Annotated in this window: 25 protein-coding genes; 4 read left to right on the forward strand and 21 right to left on the reverse strand. The window is 74.2% G+C overall.

Annotation, left to right across the window (positions count from 1 at the left end):
* The first annotated feature begins 173 nt into the window (after nt 1–173).
* Nucleotides 174–722 carry a transcriptional regulator gene (locus AB0J00_RS12325; protein WP_357744492.1) on the forward strand — a complete coding sequence of 183 codons (549 nt, stop codon included), beginning with the start codon at nt 174–176 and terminating at the stop codon, nt 720–722.
* Nucleotides 723–787: 65 nt separating this feature from the next.
* Here AB0J00_RS12325 and nusB read toward each other — a convergent pair whose 3' ends face one another.
* From nusB to AB0J00_RS12405, 16 genes are all read right to left on the reverse strand, one after another.
* Nucleotides 788–1,192: a transcription antitermination factor NusB gene (gene nusB / locus AB0J00_RS12330; RefSeq protein ID WP_357744494.1), complete on the reverse strand. Its 405-nt coding sequence runs from the start codon at nt 1,190–1,192 to the stop codon at nt 788–790.
* A gap of 4 nt (nt 1,193–1,196) precedes the next feature.
* Nucleotides 1,197–1,757 carry an elongation factor P gene (gene efp / locus AB0J00_RS12335; protein ID WP_357744496.1) on the reverse strand — a complete coding sequence of 187 codons (561 nt, stop codon included), beginning with the start codon at nt 1,755–1,757 and terminating at the stop codon, nt 1,197–1,199.
* Nucleotides 1,757–2,854, reverse strand: coding sequence for a Xaa-Pro peptidase family protein (locus AB0J00_RS12340; protein ID WP_357744498.1), 1,098 nt, complete (start codon nt 2,852–2,854; stop codon nt 1,757–1,759). Before AB0J00_RS12340 ends, efp begins: the two co-directional genes overlap by 1 nt.
* A complete protein-coding gene (gene aroQ, locus AB0J00_RS12345; protein ID WP_357744500.1) occupies nt 2,851–3,285 on the reverse strand; it encodes a type II 3-dehydroquinate dehydratase in 435 nt (144 codons plus the stop codon). The genes AB0J00_RS12340 and aroQ overlap by 4 nt, the downstream gene beginning before the upstream one ends.
* On the reverse strand, nt 3,282–4,346 hold the full coding sequence (gene aroB / locus AB0J00_RS12350; protein WP_357744502.1) for a 3-dehydroquinate synthase: 1,065 nt from the start codon (nt 4,344–4,346) through the stop codon (nt 3,282–3,284). Before aroB ends, aroQ begins: the two co-directional genes overlap by 4 nt.
* On the reverse strand, nt 4,343–4,873 hold the full coding sequence (locus AB0J00_RS12355) for a shikimate kinase (RefSeq protein ID WP_357744504.1): 531 nt from the start codon (nt 4,871–4,873) through the stop codon (nt 4,343–4,345). The genes aroB and AB0J00_RS12355 overlap by 4 nt, the downstream gene beginning before the upstream one ends.
* Nucleotides 4,870–6,048: a chorismate synthase gene (gene aroC, locus AB0J00_RS12360; protein WP_357744506.1), complete on the reverse strand. Its 1,179-nt coding sequence runs from the start codon at nt 6,046–6,048 to the stop codon at nt 4,870–4,872. The genes AB0J00_RS12355 and aroC overlap by 4 nt, the downstream gene beginning before the upstream one ends.
* Before the next feature lie 51 nt (nt 6,049–6,099).
* A complete protein-coding gene (locus tag AB0J00_RS12365) occupies nt 6,100–6,780 on the reverse strand; it encodes an A24 family peptidase (protein WP_357744509.1) in 681 nt (226 codons plus the stop codon).
* A gap of 4 nt (nt 6,781–6,784) precedes the next feature.
* Nucleotides 6,785–7,615, reverse strand: coding sequence for a shikimate dehydrogenase (locus tag AB0J00_RS12370; RefSeq protein ID WP_357744511.1), 831 nt, complete (start codon nt 7,613–7,615; stop codon nt 6,785–6,787).
* Nucleotides 7,588–9,645, reverse strand: a complete 2,058-nt coding sequence (gene mltG, locus AB0J00_RS12375) for an endolytic transglycosylase MltG (RefSeq protein WP_357744514.1) — start codon at nt 9,643–9,645, stop codon at nt 7,588–7,590. The genes AB0J00_RS12370 and mltG overlap by 28 nt, the downstream gene beginning before the upstream one ends.
* Complete coding sequence (gene ruvX, locus AB0J00_RS12380; RefSeq protein WP_357744517.1) at nt 9,642–10,136, reverse strand: Holliday junction resolvase RuvX; 495 nt, start codon at nt 10,134–10,136, stop codon at nt 9,642–9,644. Before ruvX ends, mltG begins: the two co-directional genes overlap by 4 nt.
* A complete protein-coding gene (locus AB0J00_RS12385; RefSeq protein WP_357744520.1) occupies nt 10,133–10,423 on the reverse strand; it encodes a hypothetical protein in 291 nt (96 codons plus the stop codon). The genes ruvX and AB0J00_RS12385 overlap by 4 nt, the downstream gene beginning before the upstream one ends.
* On the reverse strand, nt 10,420–13,098 hold the full coding sequence (gene alaS / locus AB0J00_RS12390; protein WP_357744522.1) for an alanine--tRNA ligase: 2,679 nt from the start codon (nt 13,096–13,098) through the stop codon (nt 10,420–10,422). The genes AB0J00_RS12385 and alaS overlap by 4 nt, the downstream gene beginning before the upstream one ends.
* Nucleotides 13,099–13,177: 79 nt before the next feature.
* Entirely contained in the window at nt 13,178–13,465 is a 288-nt protein-coding gene (locus AB0J00_RS12395) for a hypothetical protein (protein WP_357744525.1), read from the reverse strand.
* Entirely contained in the window at nt 13,465–13,887 is a 423-nt protein-coding gene (locus tag AB0J00_RS12400; RefSeq protein ID WP_357744528.1) for a DUF948 domain-containing protein, read from the reverse strand. The genes AB0J00_RS12395 and AB0J00_RS12400 overlap by 1 nt, the downstream gene beginning before the upstream one ends.
* A gap of 80 nt (nt 13,888–13,967) precedes the next feature.
* Nucleotides 13,968–15,299: a replication-associated recombination protein A gene (locus AB0J00_RS12405; protein WP_357744531.1), complete on the reverse strand. Its 1,332-nt coding sequence runs from the start codon at nt 15,297–15,299 to the stop codon at nt 13,968–13,970.
* Nucleotides 15,300–15,333: 34 nt separating this feature from the next.
* On the opposite strand from AB0J00_RS12405, the gene AB0J00_RS12410 reads away from it, so the two are divergent.
* Together AB0J00_RS12410 and AB0J00_RS12415 are read left to right on the forward strand one after the other, a co-directional pair.
* Nucleotides 15,334–16,194 carry an aldo/keto reductase gene (locus AB0J00_RS12410; protein WP_357744533.1) on the forward strand — a complete coding sequence of 287 codons (861 nt, stop codon included), beginning with the start codon at nt 15,334–15,336 and terminating at the stop codon, nt 16,192–16,194.
* A 124-nt stretch (nt 16,195–16,318) separates the two neighbouring features.
* Nucleotides 16,319–17,200, forward strand: a complete 882-nt coding sequence (locus AB0J00_RS12415) for a hypothetical protein (protein WP_357744536.1) — start codon at nt 16,319–16,321, stop codon at nt 17,198–17,200.
* A gap of 79 nt (nt 17,201–17,279) precedes the next feature.
* On the opposite strand, the gene aspS is transcribed toward AB0J00_RS12415, so the two are convergent.
* From aspS to AB0J00_RS12435, 4 genes are all read right to left on the reverse strand, one after another.
* The gene (gene aspS, locus AB0J00_RS12420; protein WP_357744538.1) at nt 17,280–19,019 is read right to left on the reverse strand and encodes an aspartate--tRNA ligase; all 1,740 of its coding nucleotides are present in this window, start codon (nt 19,017–19,019) and stop codon (nt 17,280–17,282) included.
* Nucleotides 19,020–19,055: 36 nt separating this feature from the next.
* Nucleotides 19,056–20,045 carry an aldo/keto reductase gene (locus AB0J00_RS12425; protein WP_357744541.1) on the reverse strand — a complete coding sequence of 330 codons (990 nt, stop codon included), beginning with the start codon at nt 20,043–20,045 and terminating at the stop codon, nt 19,056–19,058.
* Nucleotides 20,042–21,304: a histidine--tRNA ligase gene (gene hisS, locus AB0J00_RS12430; protein ID WP_357744544.1), complete on the reverse strand. Its 1,263-nt coding sequence runs from the start codon at nt 21,302–21,304 to the stop codon at nt 20,042–20,044. The genes AB0J00_RS12425 and hisS overlap by 4 nt, the downstream gene beginning before the upstream one ends.
* A 70-nt stretch (nt 21,305–21,374) precedes the next feature.
* A complete protein-coding gene (locus AB0J00_RS12435; RefSeq protein ID WP_357744547.1) occupies nt 21,375–22,058 on the reverse strand; it encodes an MBL fold metallo-hydrolase in 684 nt (227 codons plus the stop codon).
* A 136-nt stretch (nt 22,059–22,194) separates the two neighbouring features.
* Between AB0J00_RS12435 and AB0J00_RS12440 the strand changes: the two genes are divergently transcribed.
* On the forward strand, nt 22,195–23,043 hold the full coding sequence (locus tag AB0J00_RS12440; RefSeq protein ID WP_357744549.1) for a peptidylprolyl isomerase: 849 nt from the start codon (nt 22,195–22,197) through the stop codon (nt 23,041–23,043).
* Between the two features lie 63 nt (nt 23,044–23,106).
* Here AB0J00_RS12440 and AB0J00_RS12445 read toward each other — a convergent pair whose 3' ends face one another.
* Nucleotides 23,107–25,527, reverse strand: a complete 2,421-nt coding sequence (locus AB0J00_RS12445; protein WP_357744552.1) for a bifunctional (p)ppGpp synthetase/guanosine-3',5'-bis(diphosphate) 3'-pyrophosphohydrolase — start codon at nt 25,525–25,527, stop codon at nt 23,107–23,109.
* Nucleotides 25,528–25,555 lie beyond the last annotated feature (28 nt).

Consider the following 25,555-nt stretch of genomic DNA (forward strand, 5'->3'; position numbering starts at 1 on the left):
CGGCCTCCTGGGCGGCCCCGGACGGCCCACCAGGTGGACGGCACGGCGTGCCGCTGACCCGCTGCGAGGAAGTCTGACCCGATGGGGGCGCTCGACTGTCGCACGACCGGGGAGATCGGTACTCTGCGTGACGAGCACCGTCCCATTCCGACGACAGTCAGTGAGCAGAGGTCATGAGCACCGACTACTCCCGGGCCCTGGGTGCCCGGCTCCGGGCCATCCGCAACCAGCAGGGGCTCTCACTGCAGGGCGTCGAGGACAAGTCGCACGGCCGCTGGAAGGCGGTCGTCGTCGGGTCCTACGAGCGCGGCGACCGCGCGGTGACCGTCCAGCGGCTCTCCGAGCTGGCCGTCTTCTACGGCGTGCCGGTCTCCGAGCTGCTCCCCGACCCGCGGCCCAGCTCCGCGGTCACCAAGAGCACCAAGATCGTGCTGAACCTCGAGTCGCTGGGGTCGCTGCCCGCCGACGAGGCCGGTCCGCTGGCCCGCTACGCCTCGACGATCCAGGCGCAGCGGCACGACTACAACGGCAAGGTGCTGTCGATCCGCGCCGAGGACCTCAAGTCGCTGGCGATCATCTACGACATGAGCCCCGACGAGCTGACCACCCGGCTCATCGAGTGGGGCGTGCTCTCCCCCGGCATGGAGGGCAACATCGACTTCGGTGACGACACCGACGACTCCGACAACGGCTGGGGCGACCGCCGCCGCAACCCGCGCTGACCTCCCGCTGCACGCCGACGGCCCACTCTGCGAGGCAGAGTGGGCCGTGGGCGTTCAGGGGTGGATCAGGTGGGGATCTCGGCGCGGACGATGCCGCCGAGGACGCCGTTGACGTAGGCCGGCGAGTCGTCGGTGGACAGCGCCTTGGCGAGCTCCACCGCCTCGTCGATGACCACGGCGTCCGGGACGTCGTCCACCCACAGCAGCTCGTAGGTGGCCATCCGCAGGATCGCCCGATCGACGTCCGGGAGCCGGTCCAGCGACCAGCCGGAGGCGTGCTCCTCGATCAGTTCGTCGATCCGCGGCTGCTGCGCGACGACGCCCTCGACCAGCCGGACGGTGTGGTCGGGCACCGGCGGGTTGCCGTCGGCGACCCGGGCGCGCAGCACCTCGAGGACGTCGTCCGAGCGCAGGTCGGCCTCGTAGAGGACGTCGACCGCGCGCTTGCGCGCCTTGGAGCGGGCGGCCATCAGGTCAGGAGACCCGGCCGAGGTAGCGGCCGTCGCGGGTGTCGACCTTGAGCTTCTCGCCGGTGGTGATGAACAGCGGCACCTGGATCTCGGCCCCGGTCTCCAGGGTGGCGGGCTTGGTGCCACCGGTGGAGCGGTCGCCCTGCAGCCCCGGGTCGGTGTGCGAGACCACCAGCTCCATGGTCACCGGCAGCTCGACGTACAGCGGGGTGTCGTCGTGGACGGCCACGATGACCTCGGTGTTGTCGAGCAGGTAGTTCGCCCCGTCACCCACGGTCGCCTCGGGCACGTAGATCTGCTCGAAGGTGTCGCCGTCCATGAACACGAAGTCGGTGCCCTCCTTGTACAGGAAGGTCATCGACCGCTTGTCGACGTTCGCCGTCTCCACCTTGGTGCCGGCGTTGAACGTGCGGTCGACGACCTTGCCGGAGAGCACGTTCTTCAGCGTGGTGCGGACGAACGCGCCGCCCTTGCCGGGCTTGACGTGCTGGAAGTCCGTCACGGTCCAGAGCTGACCGTCCAGGTTGAGGACGATGCCGTTCTTCAGGTCGTTCGTGGTAGCCATCAGAGGACCAGCAGTTCCTTGCTCGTGAGGGTCAACAACTCGGGCTCGTCGTCCGTGACGATCAGGGTGTCCTCGATCCGGACACCGCCGTGCCCGGGCAGGTAGACGCCCGGCTCCACGGTGACGGCCATGCCGGCAGCCAGGGTACCTGTGCCGAGCGCCGAGACGCTGGGAGCCTCGTGGACCTCCAGCCCCACCCCGTGCCCGAGACCGTGGGTGAAGTGCTCGCCGTGCCCGGCGGCGGCGATGACGTCCCGGGAGGCGGCGTCCACCGCGGCGACCTCGGTGCCGACCGCCAGCGCCGCCCGGCCGGCGGCCTGGGACGCCGCGACCAGCTCGTAGACCTCCCGCTGCCAGTCCGCGGCGTGCCCGAGCACCAGGGTGCGGGTCATGTCGGAGTGGTAGCCGTCGACGGTGGCGCCGAAGTCCAGCTTGAGCAGGTCGCCGTCGCGCAGCACGGTCGCGTCGGGCCGGTGGTGCGGGATCGCGGAGTTCGCGCCGGCGGCGACGATCGTCTCGAACGACGGGGCCTCGGCGCCGAGGGTCAGCATCCGGGCGTCGAGCTCGCGGCCGACCTCCAGCTCGCTGCGGCCGGGGCGCAGCGCGCCCTCGGCGGCGAGCTCGGCCAGCGCCCGGTCGGCGACGGCGCACGCGCGGCGCAGCGCGTCGACCTCGGCGTCGTCCTTGATCGCGCGGAGCTGCTCGACCGCCCGGCGCACGCTGACCAGCTCCACGGCCGACGCCGCCTCGCCGGTGACCCGCTCGAGGGCGCGCAGCCCGTCGACGGTGACCACGTGCGACTCGTAGCCCAGCCGGGTCGCGCCGCTGCTGACCGCCGCGCGGGCGACCGCGAGCTCGGTGCCGCGGTCGACCAGCAGCTCGACGTCGGGCACCTGGACGCCGGCCTGCGTGGTGTACCGCCCGTCGGTGCCGAACAGGTCCTGGCCGTCGGTGCGCACCAGCAGCACGCCGTTGGAGCCGGTGAACCCGGTCAGGTAGCGGACGTTGAGCAGGTTCGTGACCAGGACGGCGTCCAGGCCGGCCTCGGCCGCCCGCGCCCGCAGCCGGTCCCGCCGGCCGGCCTCCCGCTCGCTCACCGGACCCCCCGCAGCACGAGCCACTGCAGCGCCAGCACGTACCCGTGCACGCCGAGCCCGGCGATCACGCCGGTGGCGACCCGGGAGACGTAGGAGTGGTGCCGGAACTCCTCGCGGGCGTGGATGTTGCTGATGTGCACCTCGACCACGGGCGCCTGCACCGCGGCGAGCGCGTCGTGCAGCACCACCGAGGTGTGCGACCAGCCGCCGGGGTTGATGACGACGGGGTCCCCGGCGTCGGTGGCCTCGTGCACCCAGCGCAGCAGCTGCCCCTCGTCGTCGGTCTGGCGGACGACGACGTCGACGCCGAGCTCCGTGGCCGCCGCGTGCAGCAGCTCCTCGAGCTCGGCGTACGTGGTGCTGCCGTAGACCTCGGGCTCGCGGGTGCCCAGCCGGCCGAGGTTGGCGCCGTTGAGGACGTGGATCGTCATGCCGTCTCCTCGCTCACCGCGGCCCAGGCGGCGTCCAGCCAGGCCTGGTCGGGGTCGGTCAGGATCGTGGGGTTGCCCAGCCCGTCGAGGACGACGAAGCGCAGCGAGGCACCGCGGGACTTCTTGTCCCGGCGCATCACCTGCTGCAGCTGCGCCCAGTCGCCGCGGTAGGACACCGGCAGGCCCAGGGCGCCGACCAGCTGGCGGTGCCAGTCGGCCTCGTCGCGGGACAGCAGCCCGGCGGCGTGGCCGAGCTCGGCGGCGAACACCAGCCCGACGGCGACCGCCTCGCCGTGCCGCCAGCGGAACTCCTCGACCAGCTCGATCGCGTGGCCGAGGGTGTGGCCGTAGTTGAGGAACTCACGGCGGCCGGTGTCGTAGAGGTCCTCCCCCACGGCGGCGGCCTTGACCTGCACGGCGCGGGTGATCAGCTCGGTGGTGTCCCGGCGTCCGGTGGGGTCGGCGCCGAGCAGCTCCAGCAGCCTGCCGTCGGCGATGAACCCGCACTTGACCACCTCGGCCAGCCCGGAGCGGAACTCCGCGTCGGGCAGCCCGGCCAGCGCGTCGGTGTCGGCGAGCACCGCGACCGGTGGGTGGAACGCGCCGACGAGGTTCTTGCCCGCGGCGGTGTCGATGCCGGTCTTGCCGCCGACCGCGGCGTCGACCATGGCCAGCAGGCTGGTGGGCACCTGGACGACGCGGACGCCGCGCAGCCAGGTGGCGGCGACGAACCCGGCGAGGTCGGTGACCGCTCCCCCGCCGATGCCGACGACCGCGTCGGTGCGGGTGATGCCCAGCCGGGCGAACTCGTCCCACAGGCCCGCGGCGACGGTGACGTCCTTGGCGGCCTCGCCGTCGGGGACGACGACCGCCTCGGCGGCGACCCCGGCCTGCTGCAGCGTCTCGACGGCGGCACCGGCGGCGGCGGCCAGCGCGGCGCTGTGCACCACGGCGGCGTGGGCGGTGCCGTCGAGCACGTAGCTGAGCTCCCGCTGGACGCCGGGGCCGATGGCCACCTCGTAGGGCTTCTCGCCGCCCACCGGCACGCGCTGCACGCTCATCCCTGCTCCCCTCGCACGGCCGTGAGCACCTCGGCGACGACCGCCTCGACGTCCCGGCCGCTGGTGGTCACCGTGACGGTGGCGACCTCCCCGTACAGCGGCGCCCGCTCGGCGAGCATCGTGCGCAGCATCGCCCGCGGGTTGACCGCCAGCAGCGGCCGGTCACGGGAGAGCCCCACCCGGGCCGCGGCGCTGGGCACGTCGACGTCCAGCCAGGCGACCACGCCGCCGGCCCGGCCGTGCAGGGTGAGCAGCCGCCGGGTGGCGGGGTGGGTGACCGCGCCGCCGCCGAGGGCCAGCACGCCGTCGTGCTCGCGCAGCGCGGTGGCGACGGCCTTCTCCTCCAGCTGCCGGAAGTACGGCTCGCCCTGCTGCACGAACAGGTCGGCGATCGCCGTGCCGGTGCTCGCCTCGACGTCGGCGTCGGTGTCGCGGAACCCGACGCCCAGGGCCGCGGCGACCGCGGTGCCGACGGTGGTCTTGCCCGCCCCCGGCGGGCCGACCAGCACGAGCACCGGACCGGTCACTGGTACCTCAACCCGGCCAGGTACCCTGCGACGTTGCGGCGGGTCTCGGGCAGCGAGTCGCCGCCGAACTTCTCCAGCACCGCGTCGGCCAGCACGAGCGCGACCATCGCCTCCATCACCACGCTGCCGCGCGGGACGGCGCAGGCGTCGGAGCGCTGGTTGATCGCGACCGCGGGCTCGCCGGTGGCCGTGTCGATGGTGGCCAGCGCGCGGGGCACGGTGCTGATCGGCTTCATCGCGGCGCGCACCCGGAGCACCTCGCCGTTGGTCATGCCGCCCTCGATGCCGCCGGCCCGGTCGGTGCGGCGGACCAGCTGCCCGTCGACCAGGTCGATCTCGTCGTGCGCGGCCGAGCCGCGGCGGCGGGCGGTCTCCAGGCCGTCGCCGACCTCGACCGCCTTCACCGACTGCACGCCCATGAGCGCGCCGGCCAGCCGGGAGTCCAGCCGCCGGTCCCAGTGCACCGAGCTGCCCAGGCCCGGCGGCAGCCCGTGGACGACGACCTCGACGACGCCGCCGAGGGTGTCGCCGGACTTGTGGGCGTCGTCGATCTCGGCGACCATCCGCGCGCTGGTCGCGGGGTCGGCGCAGCGCACCGGGTCCTGGTCGACCCGCGGGTTGTCCTCGGGTCCGGGCAGCACGCCCTCGGGCACGGTGACCGGGCCGATGCCGACCACGTGGCTGACCACGCGCACGCCCAGCACCTGGTGCAGGAACGCCTGCGCGACGGTGCCCAGCGCGACCCGGGCGGCGGTCTCCCGGGCGCTGGCCCGCTCGAGCACCGGGCGGACGTCGTCGAAGCCGTACTTCTGCATGCCGGCGAGATCGGCGTGCCCGGGCCGCGGGCGGGTCAGCGGCGCGTTGCGCGCCTGCCCCTCCAGCACCTCGGCGTCGACGGGGTCCGCGGACATCACCGACTGCCACTTGGGCCACTCGGTGTTGCCGATCTGGACGGCGATCGGGCCGCCCTGGGTGACCCCGTGCCGGATGCCGCCGGTGATCGTGACGACGTCCTGCTCGAAGCTCATCCGGGCGCTGCGGCCGTGGCCCAGCCGCCGCCGGGAGAGCTGCTCGTCGAGGTCGGCGGTCTGCACCCGCACGCCGGCGGGGAGGCCCTCGAGGATGGCGGTGAGCTGCTGGCCGTGCGACTCACCGGCGGTCAGCCAGCGCAACATGCCCGTGAGTCTGCCAGTTCCGCCAGGTGGGACCCGGGGGCAGGGTGGGGGCTACGTCGGCAGGGGTGCCGCCACCAGCAGCGCCACGAACGCGCCGATCAGCAGCGGCGGGCCGAACGGGATCGCCGTGCGCCAGCCGGCCCGGCCGAGGGCGACCAGCAGCAGCGCGGCGCCCGCGCCGACGAGCAGCCCGACGAACACCCCGGCCAGCAGCACGCCCCAGCCGGCCCAGCCGAGCACCAGGCCGAGCAGCCCGAGCAGCTTCACGTCGCCGCGGCCCAGCCCTGCCGGGCTCACCAGGTGCCCGGCGGCGCCCAGGCCCAGCGCGACGCCGGCGGCGACGACGGCCCGCAGCAGGGCGCCCCACGCGCCGGTCAGCGCGGCGTCCAGCAGGAGGGCGGCGCCCACGCCCACGGCGGCCGGGCCGGTGACCCGGTCGGGCAGCCGGTGGACGGCGAGGTCGGTGCCGGCCAGCACCACCGCGGCGCCGGCGAACCAGGCCAGCGCGGCCAGCGCCGGCCGGACCGCGGTCAGCGCCGGGACGACGCCCAGCGCGGCCGCCGCCGCGAGGCAGGTGACCGCGACCCGCACCCGGCCGGCCCGGGCGCTTCGGTCGCGGGCGGCCAGCCGCGCGGTCGCGGTCGCCAGCCAGGGCCCGAGCAGCAACCCGGCCACCACGGCCGCGGCGACCAGCAGCACGCGCACCTCACCGGCCGGGACGGCAGGGGTCACCGGCTCAGAGGGTGTCGAGGGCCGCGCGCATCGCCGCGAGCGGGGCGGGCCGGCCGGTCATCAGCTCGACCTGCGCGGCGGCCTGCCAGAACAGCACCTCGAGGCCGCTGATCGTGCGGCCGCCGGCGTCGGCGACCCGCCGGGCCAGCGGCGTGGGCCAGCCGGCGTAGAGCACGTCGAGCACCGTCTGGCCGCGCCACCAGGCGAGCTCGGCGACCGCCGGCTGCCCGCCGACCGGGACGGTGCTCACCACGACCGGCGCCGCGACGGTGCCCGTCTCGTCCAGCCGCTGCGGGGTCGCGGCCACCCCGAGGGCGTCGAGCACCCGCAGCAGGTCACCGGCCCGCGCCGGCTCCCGGACCACGACGTCCACGTGCTGCGCGCCGAGAGAGGCCAGCGCCACCGCGGCCGCAGCCGCCGTCCCGCCAGCCCCCAGGATCGCGGCCCGCTCGACCTGGTCGACCCCGGCCGCCTGCAACGCCGTCCCGACGCCCTGGACGTCGGTGTTCTCCGCCCGCCAGCCGCGCTCGGTGCGCACCAGGGTGTTGGCCGCGTGCAGCAGCGCCGGCAGCGGCTCGACCTCGTCGGCGACGTCGACCGCGGCCCGCTTGCACGGCATGGTCACCGAGAAGCCGCGCCACTCCTCGCCGAGGCCGGCCAGCAGCACCGGCAGGTCCTCCGCGCCGATGTCGAGCGCGTCGTAGGTCCAGTCGTCCAGGCCCATCGCCGCGTAGGCGGCGCGGTGCAGCAGCGGCGACAGCGAGTGGCCCACCGGGCGGCCGAGGACGGCCGCCCGGGACCCCCCGGTCAGTCGGTGGGGTTCGCCTGCAGCCACTGCTGGAACAGCTTCACGTTGGCGGCGTGCTCCTCCGCCGTGGCGGCGAAGCGGGTCTCCCCGGTGTCCGGGTCGACGACGACGAAGAACAGCCAGTTGCCGGGCGTCGGGCTCAGGACGGCCTTCAGGGCCTCCTCGCCGGGGTTGCCGATCGCGCCCGGGGGCAGGCCCGGGTGCACGTAGGTGTTGTACGGCGAGGGGTTGGCCCGGTCCTCCGGCGTCGTGGTCACGCCGGCCTTGCCGTTGGCGTAGTTGACCGTGGTGTCCAGCTGCAGCGGCATGCTGATGGCGATCCGGTTGTCCAGCACGCGGGCGACCTTGCCCATGTCCTCCACGCTGCCGGCCTCGGCCTGCACGATGCTCGCCTCGGTGACCACCGACAGCCGCTGCTCGACCGGGATCTGCAGCTCGTCGAGGGTGTGCACGGCGCGGCCGACCATGTCCTTGAGCATGTCGACCGGCTGCTCACCGGGCTCGAAGTCGTAGGTCGCCGGGAACAGGAAGCCCTCGACCAGGCCGTTGGCGTAGGGCGGCAGGCCGATCGCGGCGGTGTTCTGCGCGGCGGCCTGCAGGTCGGCCAGCGGGGTGCCGGTCTTGTCGGCCAGCAGCTGCAGCGTCTGCGCAGCGGTGAGGCCCTCCCGGACGGTCACCCGGGCGGTGATCCGGGCAGCCGGGTCCAGCAGCAGGTCCAGCGCCGCCTGCCCCGACATCTGCTGGCGCAGCCGGTAGGTGCCCGGCTGCACGCCGGTGGCGGCCGCGTTGGTCTTCGCCGCGTCGAGGAACGGGCTGGTGGAGGCGATGACGTCGGCCTCGACCATGGACGACGCGATCGCGCGCAGCGACTCGCCCTCGGTGACCTTCACGTCGACCTGGCCGGTGCCGCTGCCGGTGTAGTCCTCGGCGCCGGTGCCGAGCAGGTCCAGCAGACGCTGCCCGCCGACGACGATGCCGCCGGCGACGGCGGCCACCACGAGCAGCACGATCACCAGGGCCAGCGGACGGCGCTTGCGGCGACCGCCCCCGCTGCGGCCGCCACCACGGCGGCGACGGCCTCCGCCACCACCCCCGCCGGAGCCGGAGCCGGTGTGGTGGTCGTCGGGGTGCTCGTCGTCGACGATGACCTCCAGGCCACCGGTCTCGTCGAAGACCGGGTGCACCCGGCCGGTGTCGTCCCGGTCGGGCTCGTAGCCGTGGCGGTGGTGCTCGTCGCCCCAGCCGTCGTCCTCGTGCTCGGCGCCGTGGTGCCGGGCGTCGGCGGTGGACCAGTCGTCATCGGACCGGTCGTCGTCCGCCCACTCGTCGGCAGGGGCGTGCGCCCCGTCGTCGTAGCGGTCGTCGCCGTGCACGTCGTAGTGGTACCCGGTCGCGGCGGCGAAGGCACCACGCTCGACCACGGGACCGGTGGCGGTCTCGTCGTCGGCCGGGGCGGGTAGCGCGCGGGCGACGGGGGTCTGCGCGGCCAGCGCGGAGGTGACCGGCGCGTCGAACCCGGTGCGCGGCCGCGGGGTCACCGGCGGCGGGACGGGGAGCGGCCGGCCGGCGTGGGCGGGCTGGGCGGCGTGGGCGGGCTGGGCGGCGTGGGCGGGCTGGGCGGCGCGGCCCACGGGCACAGCCGGCGCCGCGAAGCTCGACGGCGCGCCGGGCCGGGCGCCGGGCACACCGGGGCGCAGCGCGCGGGAGGCGGCGGTGGGCAGGGCGCCGGTGGGCAGGGCGCCGGTGGCCGGTGCGGCGAGGTCCGGGCGAGCGGCCGGCAGCGCCCCGGTGGCCAGGTCGGTCAGCTCGCGGTCGACGAGGGCGTCGCCGGTGCGGGCGGGGTCGGTGAGCGCCAGGGCCAGCCCGTCGACGCCGGGCAGCCCTGCCTCGGGGGCGCGCCGGTGCCGGCGCGGCGAGGAGCCGTCGGTGTCGTCGCGCTCGAGGGTGGTGCCGCGGCCGCGGGCCAGGTCGGCGAGCAGCTCGGCGGCGGGCCGGCCGGCGCCGGGGCCGGCCACGGCGTGCCGGCCGGCGCTGCGGGACTCGGTCGGACCGGTCACGTGAGGCCCCCTCCGTCGTTCTGCACTGGGTCACGCCTGGCGCTGCTGTTCCGGGCGGTGTCGAGGTACGTCTGCAGGATGACCACGGCGGCCGCCTGGTCGATCACCGAGCGCTGCCGGCGGGCATCGATGCCGCCGGCGCGGAGGTGACTGGCTGCGGTCACGGTGGAGAGCCTTTCGTCGACCATGTGCACGGGGACCTCCCCGATGCGTCTTGCCAGTTCCTGAGCGTAGGTGGTGGCATCTTGCGCCGAACGGCCCGACGCTCCAGAGAGATGTCTCGGCAATCCCACCACCACCTCGACCACCTCGTGTGTCACAACCAGTGACGCGAGGTGGTCCAGGTCCCGCTTGTCCTTGGCTCGGCGCACCGTCTCCAGCGGGCTCGCGATCAGCCCGGTGGGGTCACTCAGCGCGACGCCCACCCGCACGGTGCCGACGTCCACGCCGAGCCGTCGTCCCCGCTGGAACGACGGCTGGGCCGCGGTCATGCCGACTCCTCCGGCGTGTCGCCGCTCTCGGGCCGGGCCGGCCGCCGCGCCGGCGGCGGCACTGGCGGGTACTGGCGCAGCTGCAGCCGGCCGGTCTCGTCCGGCGCGGGCTCGGGGGCCTCCTCCGGAGCGGCAGCCGGCAGCGGTGGCAGCGGGAAGGGCACCGCCTCGGTGCGGTGCACGCCGTCGGGCAGGTCCCCGCCGTCCCGCCGCAGCGGCGGGACGGCGGGCCGCTGCTCGACCCGCCGCTCTCCGTCCGCCCCGGTACCGGCGCCGCTGCCGCTCACGCCAGTGCCGCCCCGATCGCGGTCTCCGCGGCCGAGAGCGCCGCCGGGATGCCCGCCGGGTCGGTACCACCGCCCTGGGCGACGTCCGGCTTGCCGCCGCCGCGGCCACCGACGTGCCCGGTGGCCAGGGTGACCAGCTCGCCGGCCTTCAGCCCGCGCTGCACCGCCCCCGGGTTGAGGGCGGCGACGACCGCCACCTTGCCGTCGGCGGCCGAGGCCAGCACCACGGCGGCCGGCTTGTCGCCCAGCCGCCCCCGGACGTCGAGCGCCAGGCCGCGCAGGTCACCACCGCCCAACCCCGCCGGGGAGCCGGTGACGACGGCGACGCCCGCGACGTCCTTCGCGGCCGCGGCGAGGTCACCGGCGGCGGCGAGCGTCTGCTTCGAGCGCAGGTCCGCGATCTCCTTGTCGGCGTCCCGCAGCCGGGACAGCATGCCGCTGACCCGGTCGGCGATGCCGTCCTGCGGGGTCTTGAGCAGGTCGGCGAGCTGGCGGACCAGGTCGCGCTCGCGGGCCAGGTAGCGGAAGCCCTCCAACCCGACGGCCGCCTCGACGCGGCGGGCGCCGGAGCCGACCGAGCTCTCGCCGGTCAGCGCGAGGGTGCCGATCTGGGCGCTGCCGTGCACGTGGGTGCCACCGCAGAGCTCGCGCGACCAGGGGCCGCCGATCTCCACGACGCGTACCTGCTCGCCGTAGGTCTCGCCGAACAGCGCCAGGGCGCCGAAGTCGCGGGCCTCGGGCAGCGTCATGTACAACGCCCGCACGGCGTGGTCGGCGCGGACCGCGGCGTTGGCGACGTCCTCGATGTCGGTGCGCTGCTGCGGCGAGAGCGCGCCCTGCCAGGCGAAGTCCAGCCGCAGGTAGCCGGGGCGGTTGTACGAGCCGGACTGCAGCGCCTGCGGGCCGAGCACCTGGCGCAGCGCGGCGTGCACCACGTGGGTGCCCGAGTGCGCCTGGCAGGCCGACAGCCGCCACTCGCGGTCCACCTGCGCGGACAGCTCGACGCCGGCCCGCAGCTCGCCCTCGGTCACCCGCACCTGGTGCACGACCAGGCCCTTCACCGGGCGCTGCACGTCGACGACCTCGGCGCGGCCGCCGTCCCAGGTCAGCTCGCCGGCGTCGGCCACCTGGCCACCGGACTCGGCGTAGAACGGCGTCCGGTCCAGCACCACGCGGGTGACGCCACCGGGGCCGACCACCTGCTCGCCGTCCTCGGTCTCGCCCTCGTCGACCACGCCGAGCACCCGGGAGTCGGTGCGCAGCGTCGAGTAGGCCCGCCAGTCGGTGGGACCGAACTCGCTGAGCAGCCGGCGGTAGGCCAGCACGTCGACCGAGCCGGTGCGCTTGGCCCGGGCGTCGGCGCGGGCGCGCTCGCGCTGCTCCTTCATCAGGGCCCGGAAGCCCTCCTCGTCGACGGTCACGCCCTGCTCGGCGGCCATCTCCAGGGTGACGTCGATCGGGAAGCCGTAGGTGTCGTGCAGGCTGAACGCCTGCTCGCCCGACAGCGCCGCCGTCCCGGCCTGCCGCGCCTGGCCGACCGCGGTGTCGAACAGCGCGGTGCCGGCGGCGAGGGTGCGCCGGAACGCGTCCTCCTCGGCGTAGGCGATGCCGGAGATGCGGGCGAAGTCCTCGGCGACCTCCGGGTAGCTGGCGCTCATCGCGTCGCGGGAGACCGGCAGCAGCTCGGGCAGCGCGGCCTCGTCGACGCCGAGCAGCTTCATCGACCGGACGGCGCGGCGCAGCAGCCGGCGGAGGATGTAGCCGCGGCCCTCGTTGCCCGGGGTGACGCCGTCGCTGATGAGCATGAGCCCGCTGCGCACGTGGTCGGCGACCACGCGCAGCCGGACGTCGGCCTCGTGGTCCTTGCCGTAGGTGACCCCGGCGAGCTCGGCGGCCCGGCGCAGCACCGGGGCGACCTCGTCGATCTCGTACATGTTGTCGACGCCCTGCAGCAGGTAGGCCACCCGCTCCAGCCCCATGCCGGTGTCGATGTTCTTGTTGGGCAGCTCGCCGAGGATCGGGAAGTCCTTGCCCTCGCCCGGGCCGCGCTCGTACTGCATGAAGACCAGGTTCCAGATCTCCAGGAACCGGTCGCCGGCCTCGTCGACGGCCGGGCCGCCGTCCGGGCCGAACGCGGGGCCGCGGTCGAAGAAGATCTCCGAGCACGGGCCGGCCGGGCCCTGCGCGCCGGTCGACCAGTAGTTGGAGTCCTTGCCCAGCCGCTGGATCCGCTCCTTGGGCAGGCCGGCGATGCGGTGCCAGGCGTCGGCCGCCTCGTCGTCGTCCAGGTAGACCGTCGCCCAGATGCGCTCGGGGTCGAACCCGAGGCCGCCGTCCTCGACCTTCCCGGTGATGAGCTCCCAGGCGAACTGGATCGCCTCGGCCTTGAAGTAGTCGCCGAAGGAGAAGTTGCCGTTCATCTGGAAGAACGTGCCGTGCCGGGTGGTCTTGCCCACCTCCTCGATGTCGAGGGTGCGCACGCACTTCTGCACGCTGGTGGCCCGCGGGAACGGCGCGGGCTCGCGGCCGGTCAGGTACGGGATGAACGGGACCATCCCGGCCACGGTGAACAGCAGCGAGGGGTCGGGCGACACCAGCGAGGCGCTGGGCACCACGGTGTGGCCGCGCTTCTCGAAGTGCTCGAGGAACCTGCGGCGGATCTCGGCGGTCTGCATGGGGTGCTCTCCTGCGGGGCGCGGCCGGCGCCGGGGGTCCGGCGCCGGCCACGGGGAACGGATGGGGTGGTGCGGGCCGTCAGCGGTCGGCGGCGTGCGCGCCGCGGCGGGTGGGCAGCTGGGCGGCGCCACCCTCCGGCAGCGGGGCGTCGAGGCCGGTGCCGCTGCGCAGCTCCTCCTCGCGGTCGGCCATCGCCGAGCGCACGTCGGCGCCGAAGTCGCCGATCGCCGCGGCCAGGTCGCGCAGGCCGTCGGCGATGCTGCCGGCCATGCTCTGCGGGGTCAGCTTCTCCGCGGTCGCGGTGAGCTTGCGGACGACGAGGACGCCGATCGTGACGCCCATCCCGAGCCAGAACAACCGTCGCATCAGGCGGCCCGCCCCGACCGGCGCGCGCGCCGCTCGTCCTTGGCCGTGCGCTGGGCGTCGGCGAGCGCCTGGCCCTCGCGCTTCTTCTTGGCCGCGCTGCGGACGCCGTAGCTGAACGCGGCGACCTTGATCAGCGGGCTGCCGAGGGTGGCGGCGAACACGCTGGTCAGGGCGGCGACGTTGCTCGAGACGTTGGCGGCGTTGCCCGTGATGTCGTCGACCCGCTCGAGGTTGGAGTTCACGTGGGCGACGGTCGTCTGGGCCTGACCGAGGATCGGCATGGCCTGCTCCCGGGCCTGCCGGATGGTCAGCGTGGTCTCGTCGAGCGTGCGTCCCAGCTTCAGCAGCGGGACGGCGAGCAGCAGCACCAGCAGCGCCACGGCGATGGCTGCGACCAGCCCGGCGATCTCTCCTGCGGACACGTCGTGGGTCCCCTTCGTCGTTCGTGCCTGCGCCGGTGGGGATGCCACCGGTCGGACAACCCTAGCTGGGGGGCCTCTGTTCAGCCGCGACGACGGATGATCGCCCGCAGCCTGGCCAGCCGCGGGCCGATCTGCGCCTCCACCCCGCGGGCGGTGGGGCGGTAGTAGTCGCGGCCGACCAGGGCGTCCGGCGGGTACTGCTGCGGCACCACGCCGTCGGGGTGGTCGTGGGGGTAGCGGTAGGTCTTCCCGTGCCCGAGCTTCTTCGCGCCGGCGTAGTGCGCGTCGCGCAGCCCGGGGGGCACGGGACCGGCCAGCCCCGCCCGGACGTCGGCCACCGACTCGCCGATCGCGACGGTCAGCGCGTTGGACTTGGGCGCCGTGGCCAGGTGCGCGACGGCCTGCGCCAGCGGGAAGTGGCCCTCGGGCATGCCGATGAACGCGACCGCGTCGGCGGCGGCGACCGCGGTCTGCAGCGCGGTGGGGTCGGCCATGCCGATGTCCTCGCTGGCGGAGATGACCAGCCGGCGGGCGATGAACCGGGGGTCCTCCCCCGCCTCGACCATCCGGGCCAGGTAGTGCATCGCCGCGTCCACGTCGCTGCCGCGGATCGACTTGATCAGCGCGCTGGCCACGTCGTAGTGCTGGTCGCCCTGCCGGTCGTAGCGGACCGCGGCCTGCGCGACCGCCGTCTCCAGCGTCCGCAGGTCGATCTCGGTCGCCCCGGCGGCGATCGCCGCCCCGGCACCGGACTCCAGCGCGGTCAGCGACTTGCGCCCGTCGCCGCCGGCGATGCGGACCAGGTGCTCCTCGGCCTCGGCGCTCAGCGTCACCGCGCCGTCCAGGCCCCGGTCGCTGGTCAGCGCGCGGCGGAGCAGGGTGCGCACGTCGTCGTCGCCCAGCGGCTGCAGCTGGAGCACCAGGCTGCGCGAGAGCAGCGGGCTGACGACGGAGAAGAACGGGTTCTCGGTGGTCGCGGCGATGAGGCTGACGATCCGGTCCTCGACCGCGGACAGCAGCGAGTCCTGCTGGGTCTTGGAGAACCGGTGGACCTCGTCGATGAACAGCACGGTGCGGCGGCCGGCCATGGTCAGCTCGCGCTTGGCGGCGCTGATGACGGCGCGGACCTCCTTCACCCCGGCGTCCAGCGCGGACAGCTGCACGAACTGCCGCTTGGTCGCCAGCGAGATGACGTGCGCGAGGGTGGTCTTGCCGGTGCCGGGCGGGCCGTAGAGCACCACCGACATCGGCTCGTCGGCCTCCACCAGCCGGCGCAGCGGCGAGCGGTCGCCGAGCAGGTGCTGCTGGCCGACCACCTCGTCCAGCGACCGCGGGCGCATGCGCACGGCCAGCGGCGCACCCGGGTCGGGGGCGGCCGCCTGCTCCTCCGGTGCGTCGAACAGCGTGCTCACGGTTCCGACGCTACCCGCGGGGAAGGACAGTCCCATGCAGCAGCGACGCATCGGCAACCGGACCGTCAGTGCCGTGGGGCTCGGGGCGATGCCCCTGTCGACCAAGGACCCGCGGCCCTCCCCCGAGGACGCCGTGGCGGTCGTGCACGCGGCGCTGGACGCCGGCGTGACGCTGGTCGACACCGCCGACGCCTACGCCCGCGACGAGGCGGAGTTCGGCCACAACGAGGAACTGGTGGCCCGCGCGCTGCGGGAGTACGGCCCCGGTGCGGACGACGTCCTGGTGGCGACCAAGGGCGGGCACACCCGGAGTGGCACCGACTGGCCGCTGAACGGGGACCCGGCCTACCTGCGGCGCGCCTGCGAGGCGTCGCTGCGCCGGCTGGGCGTGGACGCGATCGGGCTCTACCAGCTGCACCGGCCCGACCCGGCGACGCCGTGGGAGGACTCGATGGGCGCGCTGCGCGCGCTGGCCGACGACGGGCTGGTGCAGCAGGTGGGTGTCTCCAACGCGGACGTCGCCCAGATCGACGCGGCCCGGGCGATCATCGGCGACGCGTTCGTCAGCGTGCAGAACCAGTTCTCCCCCGGCTACCGGTCCTCGGCCGGGGAGCTCGCGCACTGCACCGAGCACGGGCTGGCGTTCCTGCCGTGGAGCCCGTTCGGCGGGGTGGGCGCGGCCAAGGAGCTCGGCTCGTCGGCGGCCGCGTTCGGAGAGGTCGCCGAGGAGCTCGGGGTCTCGGTGTTCCAGGTGACGATCGCCTGGCACCTCGCCCAGTCCGACGCCGTCGTGCCGATCCCCGGCGCCTCCCGGCCGGCCTCGATCACCGACAGCGCGGCCGGCGTCCACGTCGAGCTCTCCCCCGACCAGCTCGCCCGCCTCTCCGCCTCCTGACGCGGTCGCTCGTCACGTCTGCGGTGGTCGATCGGTGCAGTGACTGCATCCACAGCCGCCGCGCACGTCCACAGATCGAAGCCGGCCCTGTCGCCGGGTCGGGTGCGCGCACGACCGTCGTCCCGTGGACGGGACGCCGATCGGCAGCAGCTACACGTGGGCCCGGGCGCGCGCCGCCGGGATGAGCCGCCGCCAGGTGGAGCGCGACGGCCGCCGGCTCGGTCACGGCCTCTACCTGTCCAGTGCGGCCGAACCGTCGCTGCCCGAGCTCTGCGCGGCCTGGGCGCGCGTCCTGCCGCCGGCCGCGGCCTTCGGCGGGACGACAGCGGCCGTGCTGCTCGGCGCCCCCCTGGCCGCGCCGCCCCGGTTGACGGTCGTCCTGCCCCCGGGCGTGGTCGTGCCCGCGCGCGCCCAGCTGATCCGGCACGTGCGCACGACGACCGCTGACGACGTCACCGACCTGGACGGGATCCGGGTCACCGCGGGCGCGCAGACCTTCCTCGACCTGGCCGCGCGGCTGCCGGCGCAGGAGCTGGTCGCCGTGGGCGATGCGCTCTACCGCCGGGAGCACCTCGACCACGATCGCCTGACGGCGCGGCTGGCCCGCGCCGGGCGGGTGCGCGGCGTCGTCCTCGCCCGGGCGTGCGCACCGCTGCTCGTCCGGACGTCGCACTCACGACCGGAGAGCCTGCTGCGCTACTGGCTGGTCGCCAGCGACCTCCCCGACCCTGAACCCCAGGTCGAGGTCCGTGGTCGTCATGGACGGGTGATGGTGCACGGCGACCTCGGTTACAGCCGCTGGAAGATCGCGCTGGAGTACGAGGGGCAGCAGCACGCCACCGACCGGGACCAGTTCCGCCGGGACATCGACCGGTACTCGCTGACCGCGCTCGACGGCTGGCTGGTGCTGCGCTTCGCCGACCACCACCTGGGCGGGCCGGAGACCGTGGTCGAGCGCACGCGCCGCGCGCTGCTCAGCCGCGGCTGGCAGCCCGGGCGGAGATGATCATGGGCACCTCGCCAGCGACACACCGCGCGGTGGCGTGTCATCGGGCAAGGCGCCCATGATCAACGGGAGAGGGGACTCAGGCGGTGGGCTCCGCCTGCTCCGGCTTCGCGTCGATGCCGGCCTCCTTGCGCTGCGCCTCGGTGATCGGCGTCGGGGCGCCGGTCAGCGGGTCGAAGCCGGCGCCGGTCTTCGGGAACGCGATGACCTCGCGGATCGAGTCGACACCGGCCAGCAGCGCGGTGAGCCGGTCCCAGCCGATCGCGGCACCCGCGTGCGGCGGCGGGCCGTAGTCGAACGCCTCGAGGAAGAAGCCGAACCGCTCCCGGGCCTCCTCCTTCGACATCCCGATCGCCTCGAACACCCGCTCCTGCAGCGCCGCGTCGGCGATGCGGACCGAGCCGCTCATCAGCTCGTTGCCGTTGCACACCAGGTCGTAGGCGTCCGACAGCGCGGCGCCCTTGTCCTGCTCGAACGTCTCCCGCCACTCCGGCGTGGGCGAGGTGAACGGGTGGTGCATGAACGTCCAGTCGCCGTCCTCGGTCTCCTCGAACATCGGGAAGTCCACGACGAACAGGAACGACCAGGAGCCGGGCTCGATGAGCTCCAGCCGGCGGGCCACCTCGTTGCGCGCGGCGCCCAGCAGCTCCTGCGAGGGCCGGCGGGCGCCGGCGGCGAAGAAGACGCAGTCGCCGGGCGAGGCACCCACGGCTTCGACCAGGCCGGCGCGCTCGGTCTCGGAGATGTTCTTCGCGACCGGGCCGCCGAGCTCGCCGTCCGCACCGATCGTGACGTAGGCCAGGCCCTTGGCGCCGCGCGAGCGGGCCCAGTCCTGCCAGGCGTCGAAGGCGCGGCGCGGCTGCGAGCCACCGCCGGGCATCACGATGGCGCCGACGTAGGGCGCCTGGAACACCCGGAACGGGGTCTCGGCGAAGTAGCTGGTCAGCTCGGTGAGCTCGACCCCGAAGCGCAGGTCGGGCTTGTCGGAGCCGAACCGGTCCATCGCCTCGCGGTAGGTCATCCGCGGGATCTCGGGGACGTCGTAGGAGGCGAGCTCCGACCACAGCGCGCGGATGACCGACTCCGCGACGGTCAGGACGTCGTCCCGCTCGACGAAGCTCATCTCGAAGTCGAGCTGGGTGAACTCCGGCTGCCGGTCGGCGCGGAAGTCCTCGTCCCGGAAGCAGCGGGCGATCTGGTAGTACCGCTCCAGGCCGCCGATCATCAGCAGCTGCTTGAACAGCTGCGGCGACTGCGGCAGCGCGTACCAGTGGCCGGGCTGCAGCCGCACCGGGACGACGAAGTCGCGCGCGCCCTCGGGGGTCGAGCGGGTCAGCGACGGCGTCTCCACCTCGGTGAACCCCTGCCCGGCCATGACGCCGCGGGCTATCCGGTTGATCTCGCTGCGCAGCCGCAGCGCCGCCGCCGGGCCCTGCCGGCGCAGGTCGAGGTAGCGGTACTTGTAGCGGACGTCGTCCCCGGCGGCCTGCGCGGTCTCGATCGGGAACGGCAGCGGCGCGGACGCCGACAGCACCCGCAGCTCGCTGGCGACGACCTCGATGTCGCCGGTGGGCAGCTCGGGGTTCTCGTTGCCCGCCGGGCGCTGCTGCACCTCGCCGGTCACGAGCACGCAGTACTCGTTGCGCAGCGCGTGCGCCTCCTCCTCGCGGACGACGACCTGGGCGTAGCCCGAGGCGTCGCGCAGGTCGAGGAAGACGACCCCGCCGTGGTCGCGCCGGCGGGCGATCCAGCCGGCGAGGGTGACCGTGGAGCCGGCGTCGGTCGCGCGCAGCGTGCCGGCGTCGTGGGTGCGGAGCAAGAGAGTGCCTTTCTCAGGTACGGAGCAGGAGGGGTGTCACCAGCGGTCGTGCACGTGCGGGCGGATGCGCTCGTCGTACACGCGCTCGAGGTCGGCGAGCTGGCTGTCGGACAGCGGCGGGAGCGAGGCGGCGGAGACGTTGCCGCGCACCTGCTCGACGCTGCGGGCACCGGGGATGACGGTGGTGACGCCGGCCTGGTCGATGACCCAGCGCAGCGCGAACGCCGCGGTCGGGGTGTCCCCGCCGATCTCGGCGACCTCTCGGGCGGCGGCGACGCCGACCTCGAACGGGACGCCGGAGAACGTCTCGCCGACGTCGAAGGCGTCGCCGTTGCGGTTGTAGTTCCGGTGGTCGTCCTCCGGGAACGTGGTGTCGGTGGAGTACTTGCCCGACAGCAGCCCGCTGGCCAGCGGCACCCGGGCGAGGACGCCGACCTGCGCGCGCTGGGCGGCGGGCAGCAGCTGCTCGAGCGGCTTGCGCCGGAAGATGTTGAGGATGACCTGGATGGTCTGCACGCCGGGGTGCTGCAGCGCGGTCAGGCCCTCGGCGACGGTCTCCACCGAGACGCCGTAGGCGGCGATCGCCTGCTCGGCCACCAGCTGGTCGAGGGTGTCGTAGACCCGCTCGTCGGAGTAGACGGTCGGCGGCGGGCAGTGCAGCTGCACCAGGTCGAGGGTCTCGACGCCGAGGTTGCGGCGGGACCGGTCGACCCACGCCCGCAGGTTCTCCGGCGTGTACTGCTCGGCGGTGAACGGGTCGGCGCGGCGGCCGGCCTTGGTGGCCACGAACGGCCGTTCCGACCGGGGCGCCAGCGCCTTGCGGATCCGCTCCTCCGACCGGCCGTCGCCGTACACGTCGGCGGTGTCGAGCAGGGTGACCCCGGCGTCCAGCGCGGCGTCGAGCACGGCGGCGGCGTCGTCCTCGCCGACGTCACCCCAGTCGCCGCCGAGCTGCCAGGTGCCCAGACCGATGACGGAGACGTCGGCGCCGGTGCGGCCCAGCGGCCGCTGCTCGAGAGAAGTCACGCGACCACCGTCGCACGGACCCGGTCGAACAGCTCACCCAGGGGCACGGCGACCTGCTCGTGGGTGCGCAGGTCGCGCAGCTGGCCGACGCCCTCGGCGAGGTCCCGCTCGCCGATGACGACCGCGTGCGTCGCACCGGACCGGTCGGCGGCCTTCATCGCGCCCTTGAGCCCGCGGTCGCCGTACACGGTGTCGGCGGAGACGCCGGCCTCGCGCAGCTGCCCGACCAGCCGGACGGCGTACCGCTTGGCCTCGGCCCCCAGCGGGACGACGAACGCCTGCACGCCCGGCGCGACGCCGAGGTCCAGCCCCTCCGCCTGCACCGCCAGCAGGGTGCGGTCGACGCCGACGGCGTAGCCGATGCCCGACAGGTCCGGGCCGCCCAGCGCCGCGGACAGCCCGTCGTAGCGGCCGCCGCCGCCGATCGCCGACTGCGCGCCGAGGCCGGAGTGCACGAACTCGAACGTCGTCTTCGTGTAGTAGTCCAGGCCGCGCACCAGCCGCGGCGCCTCGGTCCACTGCACGCCGAGGTCGGCGAGGTGCTCCCGCACGGCGTCGTAGTGCGCCTTGGTGGTGTCCGACAGGTGGTCGACCATCAGCGGGGCGTCGGTGAGCTGCGCCTGCACCTCGGGCCGCTTGTCGTCGAGCACCCGCAGCGGGTTGATCTCGGCGCGGCGGCGGGTCTCCTCGTCGAGGTCCAGCTTCGCCAGGAACTCGACCAGCAGCTCGCGGTACTGCGGCCGGCAGGTGCTGTCACCGAGCGAGGTGAGCAGCAGCTCGAAGTCGCGCAGCCCCAGGTCGCGGAAGCCCTGCACGGCCAGCGCGACGACCTCGGCGTCCAGCGCCGGGTCGTCGACGCCGAGCGCCTCGCAGTCCACCTGGGTGAAGTGCCGGTACCGGCCGGCCTGCGGACGCTCGTAGCGGAACGCCGAGCCGACCGCCCACAGCTTGACCGGCAGCGCGCCGGAGTACAGCCGGTGCTCGATGAACGAGCGCATCAGCCCGGCGGTGAGCTCCGGGCGCAGCGTGATCGACCGGCCGCCGCGGTCGGTGAACGTGTACATCTCCTTGGAGACGACGTCGGTCGACTCGCCCACGCCGCGGGCGAACACGGCGGTGTCCTCGAACGTCGGCGTCTCGATGTAGCCGTACCCGGCCCGGCGCAGCGGCGCGGTGAGGGTGTCGCGGACGGCGAGGAACCGGGCCGAGTCCGGGGGCAGCGTGTCGAACGTGCCCTTGGGGGCGCTGAGGGTGCTCACAGTGTCATGACTCGCTTCGCTCGCAGGTTCGTTCCGCTCCTCGCTCGCTGGCGCTCGCTGCGGTGCTCGCTCACAGGCCTCTGCTCTTCGGGGCGCTGGCGGCTTCGGCCAGGTACGGGTTGGTGGCGCGCTCGCGCCCGATCGTGGTGGCCGGCCCGTGGCCCGGGAGGACGACCGTGGCGTCGTCCAGCGGCAGGACGACGTCCTGCAGGGAGCGGAGCATGTCGTCCCACGAGCCGCCGGGCAGGTCGACCCGGCCCACGGAGCCCGCGAACAGCACGTCGCCGGCGAGCAGCCCGGGGGCCTCCTCCAGGTCCAGCGAGAAGACCACCGAGCCCTGGGTGTGCCCCGGCGCGTGCCGGACGGTCAGGTCCACGCCGGCCAGCGAGATCGTCGCGCCGTCGGCCAGCGGCAGCACGTCGGCGGGGTCGGGCAGCCGCGCGCCGGTGATCAGCGGGGCCAGCTGCGGGCCGTGCCAGGCGATCGGGTCGGCGAGCATGCCGGAGTCGGCCGGGTGCAGGTAGGCGGTGATGTCGTAGCCGTCGCACACCGGCAGCACCGAGAAGGTGTGGTCGAGGTGCCCGTGGGTGAGCACGACGGCGACCGGCTTGAGCCCGTCGGCGGCGAGCATCTCGGCCAGCGGCTCGACCGCGTCCATCCCGGGGTCGACCACCACGCACTCGGCGCGGGGCCCGGCGGCCACCGCGTAGCAGTTCGTGCCGAACGCGCCGGCGGGGAACGAGCGGATGAGCACCCGTGCAGGTTACGCGGGCACGATCCGCCCCGGCCGCGCGTCTCAGGGTCCGGACAGGCTGCCCACCTAGACTGCCGTCCGACCAGCAGGGGCCCGCCCGCCCCCGAGCAGCCGCACGCGAGGAGCCCGACGAGAAGTGCCCACGAACAAGCAGCGCCGCGAGGCCGCTCAGCGACGCCTGCAGCGACAGCTCCAGCGACGGGAGGAGCTGGCCCACAAGCGCCGGCGCAACCTCCTCGTCGTCCTCACCGTCCTGGCGGTCGTCGTGGTCGCCGGCGGCATCTCGCTGGCCGCCGGTCTCGGCGGCGACGACGACGGCACGACCGCGTCGGCCGACCCGAGCAGCAGCAGCGCCCCCGCGTCCGGCGCGGCCGCGACGAAGACCAACGCCGACGGCACCGTGGCCTGCGACTACGTCGCCGACACCTCGGGCAACACCAACCTCAAGGACGTCGGGACCCCGCCGAACGCGGCGAACACCCCGACCACCGGCACGGACACGTTGAAGATGAGCACCAGCCAGGGCGACCTGACGCTGACGCTGAACCGGGAGACCGCGCCGTGCGCGGCCGCCAGCTTCACGTTCCTGGCGCAGCAGAAGTTCTTCGACGGCAGCCCCTGCCACCGCGAGGTCAACGAGCCCACGTTCGGCGTGCTGCAGTGCGGCGACCCGACCGGCAGCGGTTCCGGCGGCCCGACCTACAAGTTCGGCCAGGAGGTCAGCGCGGACACGAAGTACCCGCGCGGCACCATCGCGATGGCCAACAGCGGTCAGCCGAACTCCACCGGCAGCCAGTTCTTCCTCTGCTTCACCGACACCCAGCTGTCCCCGGACTACACCGCGGTCGGCACCGTCGACGAGGCGGGCCTGGCCGTGCTGGACACGATCGCGGCCGCCGGCAACGACGGCAAGTTCGACCCCAGCCCCGGCGGTGGCGCCCCGAAGACCCCGGTCACCATCACCTCGATGACCGTCGTCCAGTAACCCCCGGCCACACGCAGAACGGCCCGGCTCCCCAGGGAGCCGGGCCGTTCTACGCTGCACGACCTACGCGGTGACGCGCTCCACGTCGAAGACGCCATCGATGTTGCGCACCGTCTGCAGCACGGCACCCAGGTGCGCGGGGTCGGCCAGCTCGAAGGTGAAGCGGCTGATCGCCACCCGGTCCCGGCTGGTCTGCACCGACGCGGACAGGATGTTGACCCGCTCGTCGGCCAGCGCCTTGGTGACGTCGGACAGCAGCCGGTGCCGGTCCAGCGCCTCGACCTGGATGGCGACGAGGAACACCGCCCCCGGCTGCGAGGCCCACTCGACCTCGACCAGCCGCTCGGGCTTGCTCTGCAGGTCCGCGGCGTTGGTGCAGTCGGTGCGGTGCACGCTCACCCCGCCACCGCGGGTGACGAAGCCGAGGATGTCGTCGCCGGGCACCGGCGTGCAGCACTTGGCCAGCTTCGCCCAGACGTCGGTCATCCCGTGGACGACGATGCCCGGGTCGCCGCTCGCGCTGCGGACGACGGTGCGCCGGGTCGGGATGGCGGTCTCGGCGATGTCCTCCGCCGCGCCCTCGGAGCCGCCCAGCGCGGTGAGCAGCTTCTCGACGACCGAGGCCGCCGACAGCTGGTTCTCCCCCACCGCGGCGTACAGCGCGCTGACGTCGGTGAAGTGCAGGTCGGCGGCGAGGGTGGCCAGCGCGTCCCCGCCCATCAGCCGCTGCAGCGGCAGGCCGGCCTTGCGCATCGCCTTGGTGAGCGCGTCCTTGCCCGCCTCGACGGCGTCCTCGCGGCGCTCCTTGGTGAACCACTGGCGGATCTTGGTGCGCGCCCGCGAGGAACCGACGAAGCTCAGCCAGTCCTTCGACGGGCCGGCCGTGGGCGACCGGGAGGTGAAGACCTCCACCACGTCGCCGTTGGTCAGCTTGCTGTCCAGGGACACCAGGTTGCCGTTGACCCGGGCGCCGATGCAGCGGTGCCCGACCTCGGTGTGCACCGCGTAGGCGAAGTCGACCGGCGTCGCCTCGCCCGGCAGGCTGATCACGTCGCCCTTGGGCGTGAAGACGAAGACCTCCTGCGGACCGAGGTCGTAGCGCAGCGTCTCCAGGAACTCGCCGGGCTCCTGCGCCTCGCGCTGCCAGTCCAGCAGCTGCCGCAGCCACAGCATGTCGTCGGGGCTGCCGGGCTTCACCGGGCTGGACACGCCGTTGCGCAGCTTGTCCTTGTACTTCCAGTGCGCGGCGATGCCGTACTCGGCGGTGCGGTGCATGTCGTGCGTGCGGATCTGCAGCTCGACCGGCTTGCCCTGCGGCCCGATCACCGTGGTGTGCAGCGACTGGTACATGTTGAACTTCGGCATCGCGACGAAGTCCTTGAACCGGCCGGGCACCGGCTGCCAGTGGGCGTGCATGATGCCCAGCGCCGCGTAGCAGTCGCGCACCGAGTCGACCAGGATGCGGATCCCCACCAGGTCGTAGATGTCGGTGAAGTCGCGGCCGCGCACGATCATCTTCTGGTAGATCGAGTAGTAGTGCTTGGGCCGGCCGGTGACGACCGCCTCGATCTTCGCCGACTTGAGCTGCTCGGTGACCGAGGTGGTCACCTCCGCCAGGAAGCTGTCCCGGGACGGCGCCCGCTCGGCCACCAGCCGCACGATCTCGTCGTACCGCTTGGGGTACAGCGTGGCGAACGCGAGGTCCTCGAGCTCCCACTTGATCGTGTTCATGCCCAGCCGGTGGGCCAGCGGGGCCAGGATCTCCAGCGTCTCGCGCGCCTTCTTCTCCTGCTTCTCCGGCGGGAGGAAGCGCAGCGTGCGCATGTTGTGCAGCCGGTCGGCGAGCTTGATGACCAGCACCCGCGGGTCGCGGGACATCGCCACGATCATCTTGCGGATCGTCTCGGCCTGCGCGCCGTCGCCGAACTTGACCTTGTCCAGCTTGGTGACGCCGTCGACCAGGTGCGCGACCTCCGGGCCGAAGTCGGCGGTGATCGTCTCCAGCGTGACGCCGGTGTCCTCGACCGTGTCGTGCAGCAGCGCCGCGACCAGCGTCGTGGTGTCCATGCCCAGGCCCGCCAGGACGGTCGCGACCGCGAGCGGGTGGGTGATGTAGGGGTCGCCGCTCTTCCGCTTTTGCGGGGCGTGCGCCTCCTCGGCCAGGTCGTAGGCGCGCTGCAGCAGCGCCAGGTCGGCCTTGGGGTGGTTCTGCCGGTGCAGTGCTGCGAGCGGCTCGAGCACCGGCCGGATGCCGGTGGAGCGCTGCCCGGCCACGATCCGGCGGGCCAGCCGGTCGCGCACCCGGCGGCGCGGTACGGCCTCGTGCTCCGACGGCGGCTCGGGCGCGACGTCGTCCGGACGGCGGACCGCCGGCCGCTCGGGCAGCGGGGCACGCGCCGGGGCGTCGGCGGCAGACCCCTGCGCCGGGACCTCCTGGACGACGGGCGCGCCGGAGCCCTGCGGGGTGACGACGTCTGAGGCCACGGCGACTCCTGCTCTGTCGAGGAGGTCA

The sequence above is a fragment of the Modestobacter sp. NPDC049651 genome (assembly GCF_040659695.1).
Lineage (GTDB): Bacteria > Actinomycetota > Actinomycetes > Mycobacteriales > Geodermatophilaceae > Modestobacter.

What these genes read in the sequence shown, in the direction of transcription:
- AB0J00_RS12325 (WP_357744492.1), top strand. Translation starts at nt 174, where the DNA reads ATGAGCACCGACTACTCCCGGGCCCTGGGTGCCCGGCTCCGGGCCATC.
- nusB (WP_357744494.1), bottom strand. Translation starts at nt 1,192, where the DNA reads ATGGCCGCCCGCTCCAAGGCGCGCAAGCGCGCGGTCGACGTCCTCTAC.
- efp (WP_357744496.1), bottom strand. Translation starts at nt 1,757, where the DNA reads ATGGCTACCACGAACGACCTGAAGAACGGCATCGTCCTCAACCTGGAC.
- aroQ (WP_357744500.1), bottom strand. Translation starts at nt 3,285, where the DNA reads ATGACGATCCACGTCCTCAACGGCGCCAACCTCGGCCGGCTGGGCACC.
- aroB (WP_357744502.1), bottom strand. Translation starts at nt 4,346, where the DNA reads ATGAGCGTGCAGCGCGTGCCGGTGGGCGGCGAGAAGCCCTACGAGGTG.
- aroC (WP_357744506.1), bottom strand. Translation starts at nt 6,048, where the DNA reads ATGTTGCGCTGGCTGACCGCCGGTGAGTCGCACGGCCAGCAGCTCACC.
- ruvX (WP_357744517.1), bottom strand. Translation starts at nt 10,136, where the DNA reads ATGACCGCGGCCCAGCCGTCGTTCCAGCGGGGACGACGGCTCGGCGTG.
- alaS (WP_357744522.1), bottom strand. Translation starts at nt 13,098, where the DNA reads ATGCAGACCGCCGAGATCCGCCGCAGGTTCCTCGAGCACTTCGAGAAG.
- AB0J00_RS12395 (WP_357744525.1), bottom strand. Translation starts at nt 13,465, where the DNA reads ATGCGACGGTTGTTCTGGCTCGGGATGGGCGTCACGATCGGCGTCCTC.
- AB0J00_RS12410 (WP_357744533.1), top strand. Translation starts at nt 15,334, where the DNA reads ATGCAGCAGCGACGCATCGGCAACCGGACCGTCAGTGCCGTGGGGCTC.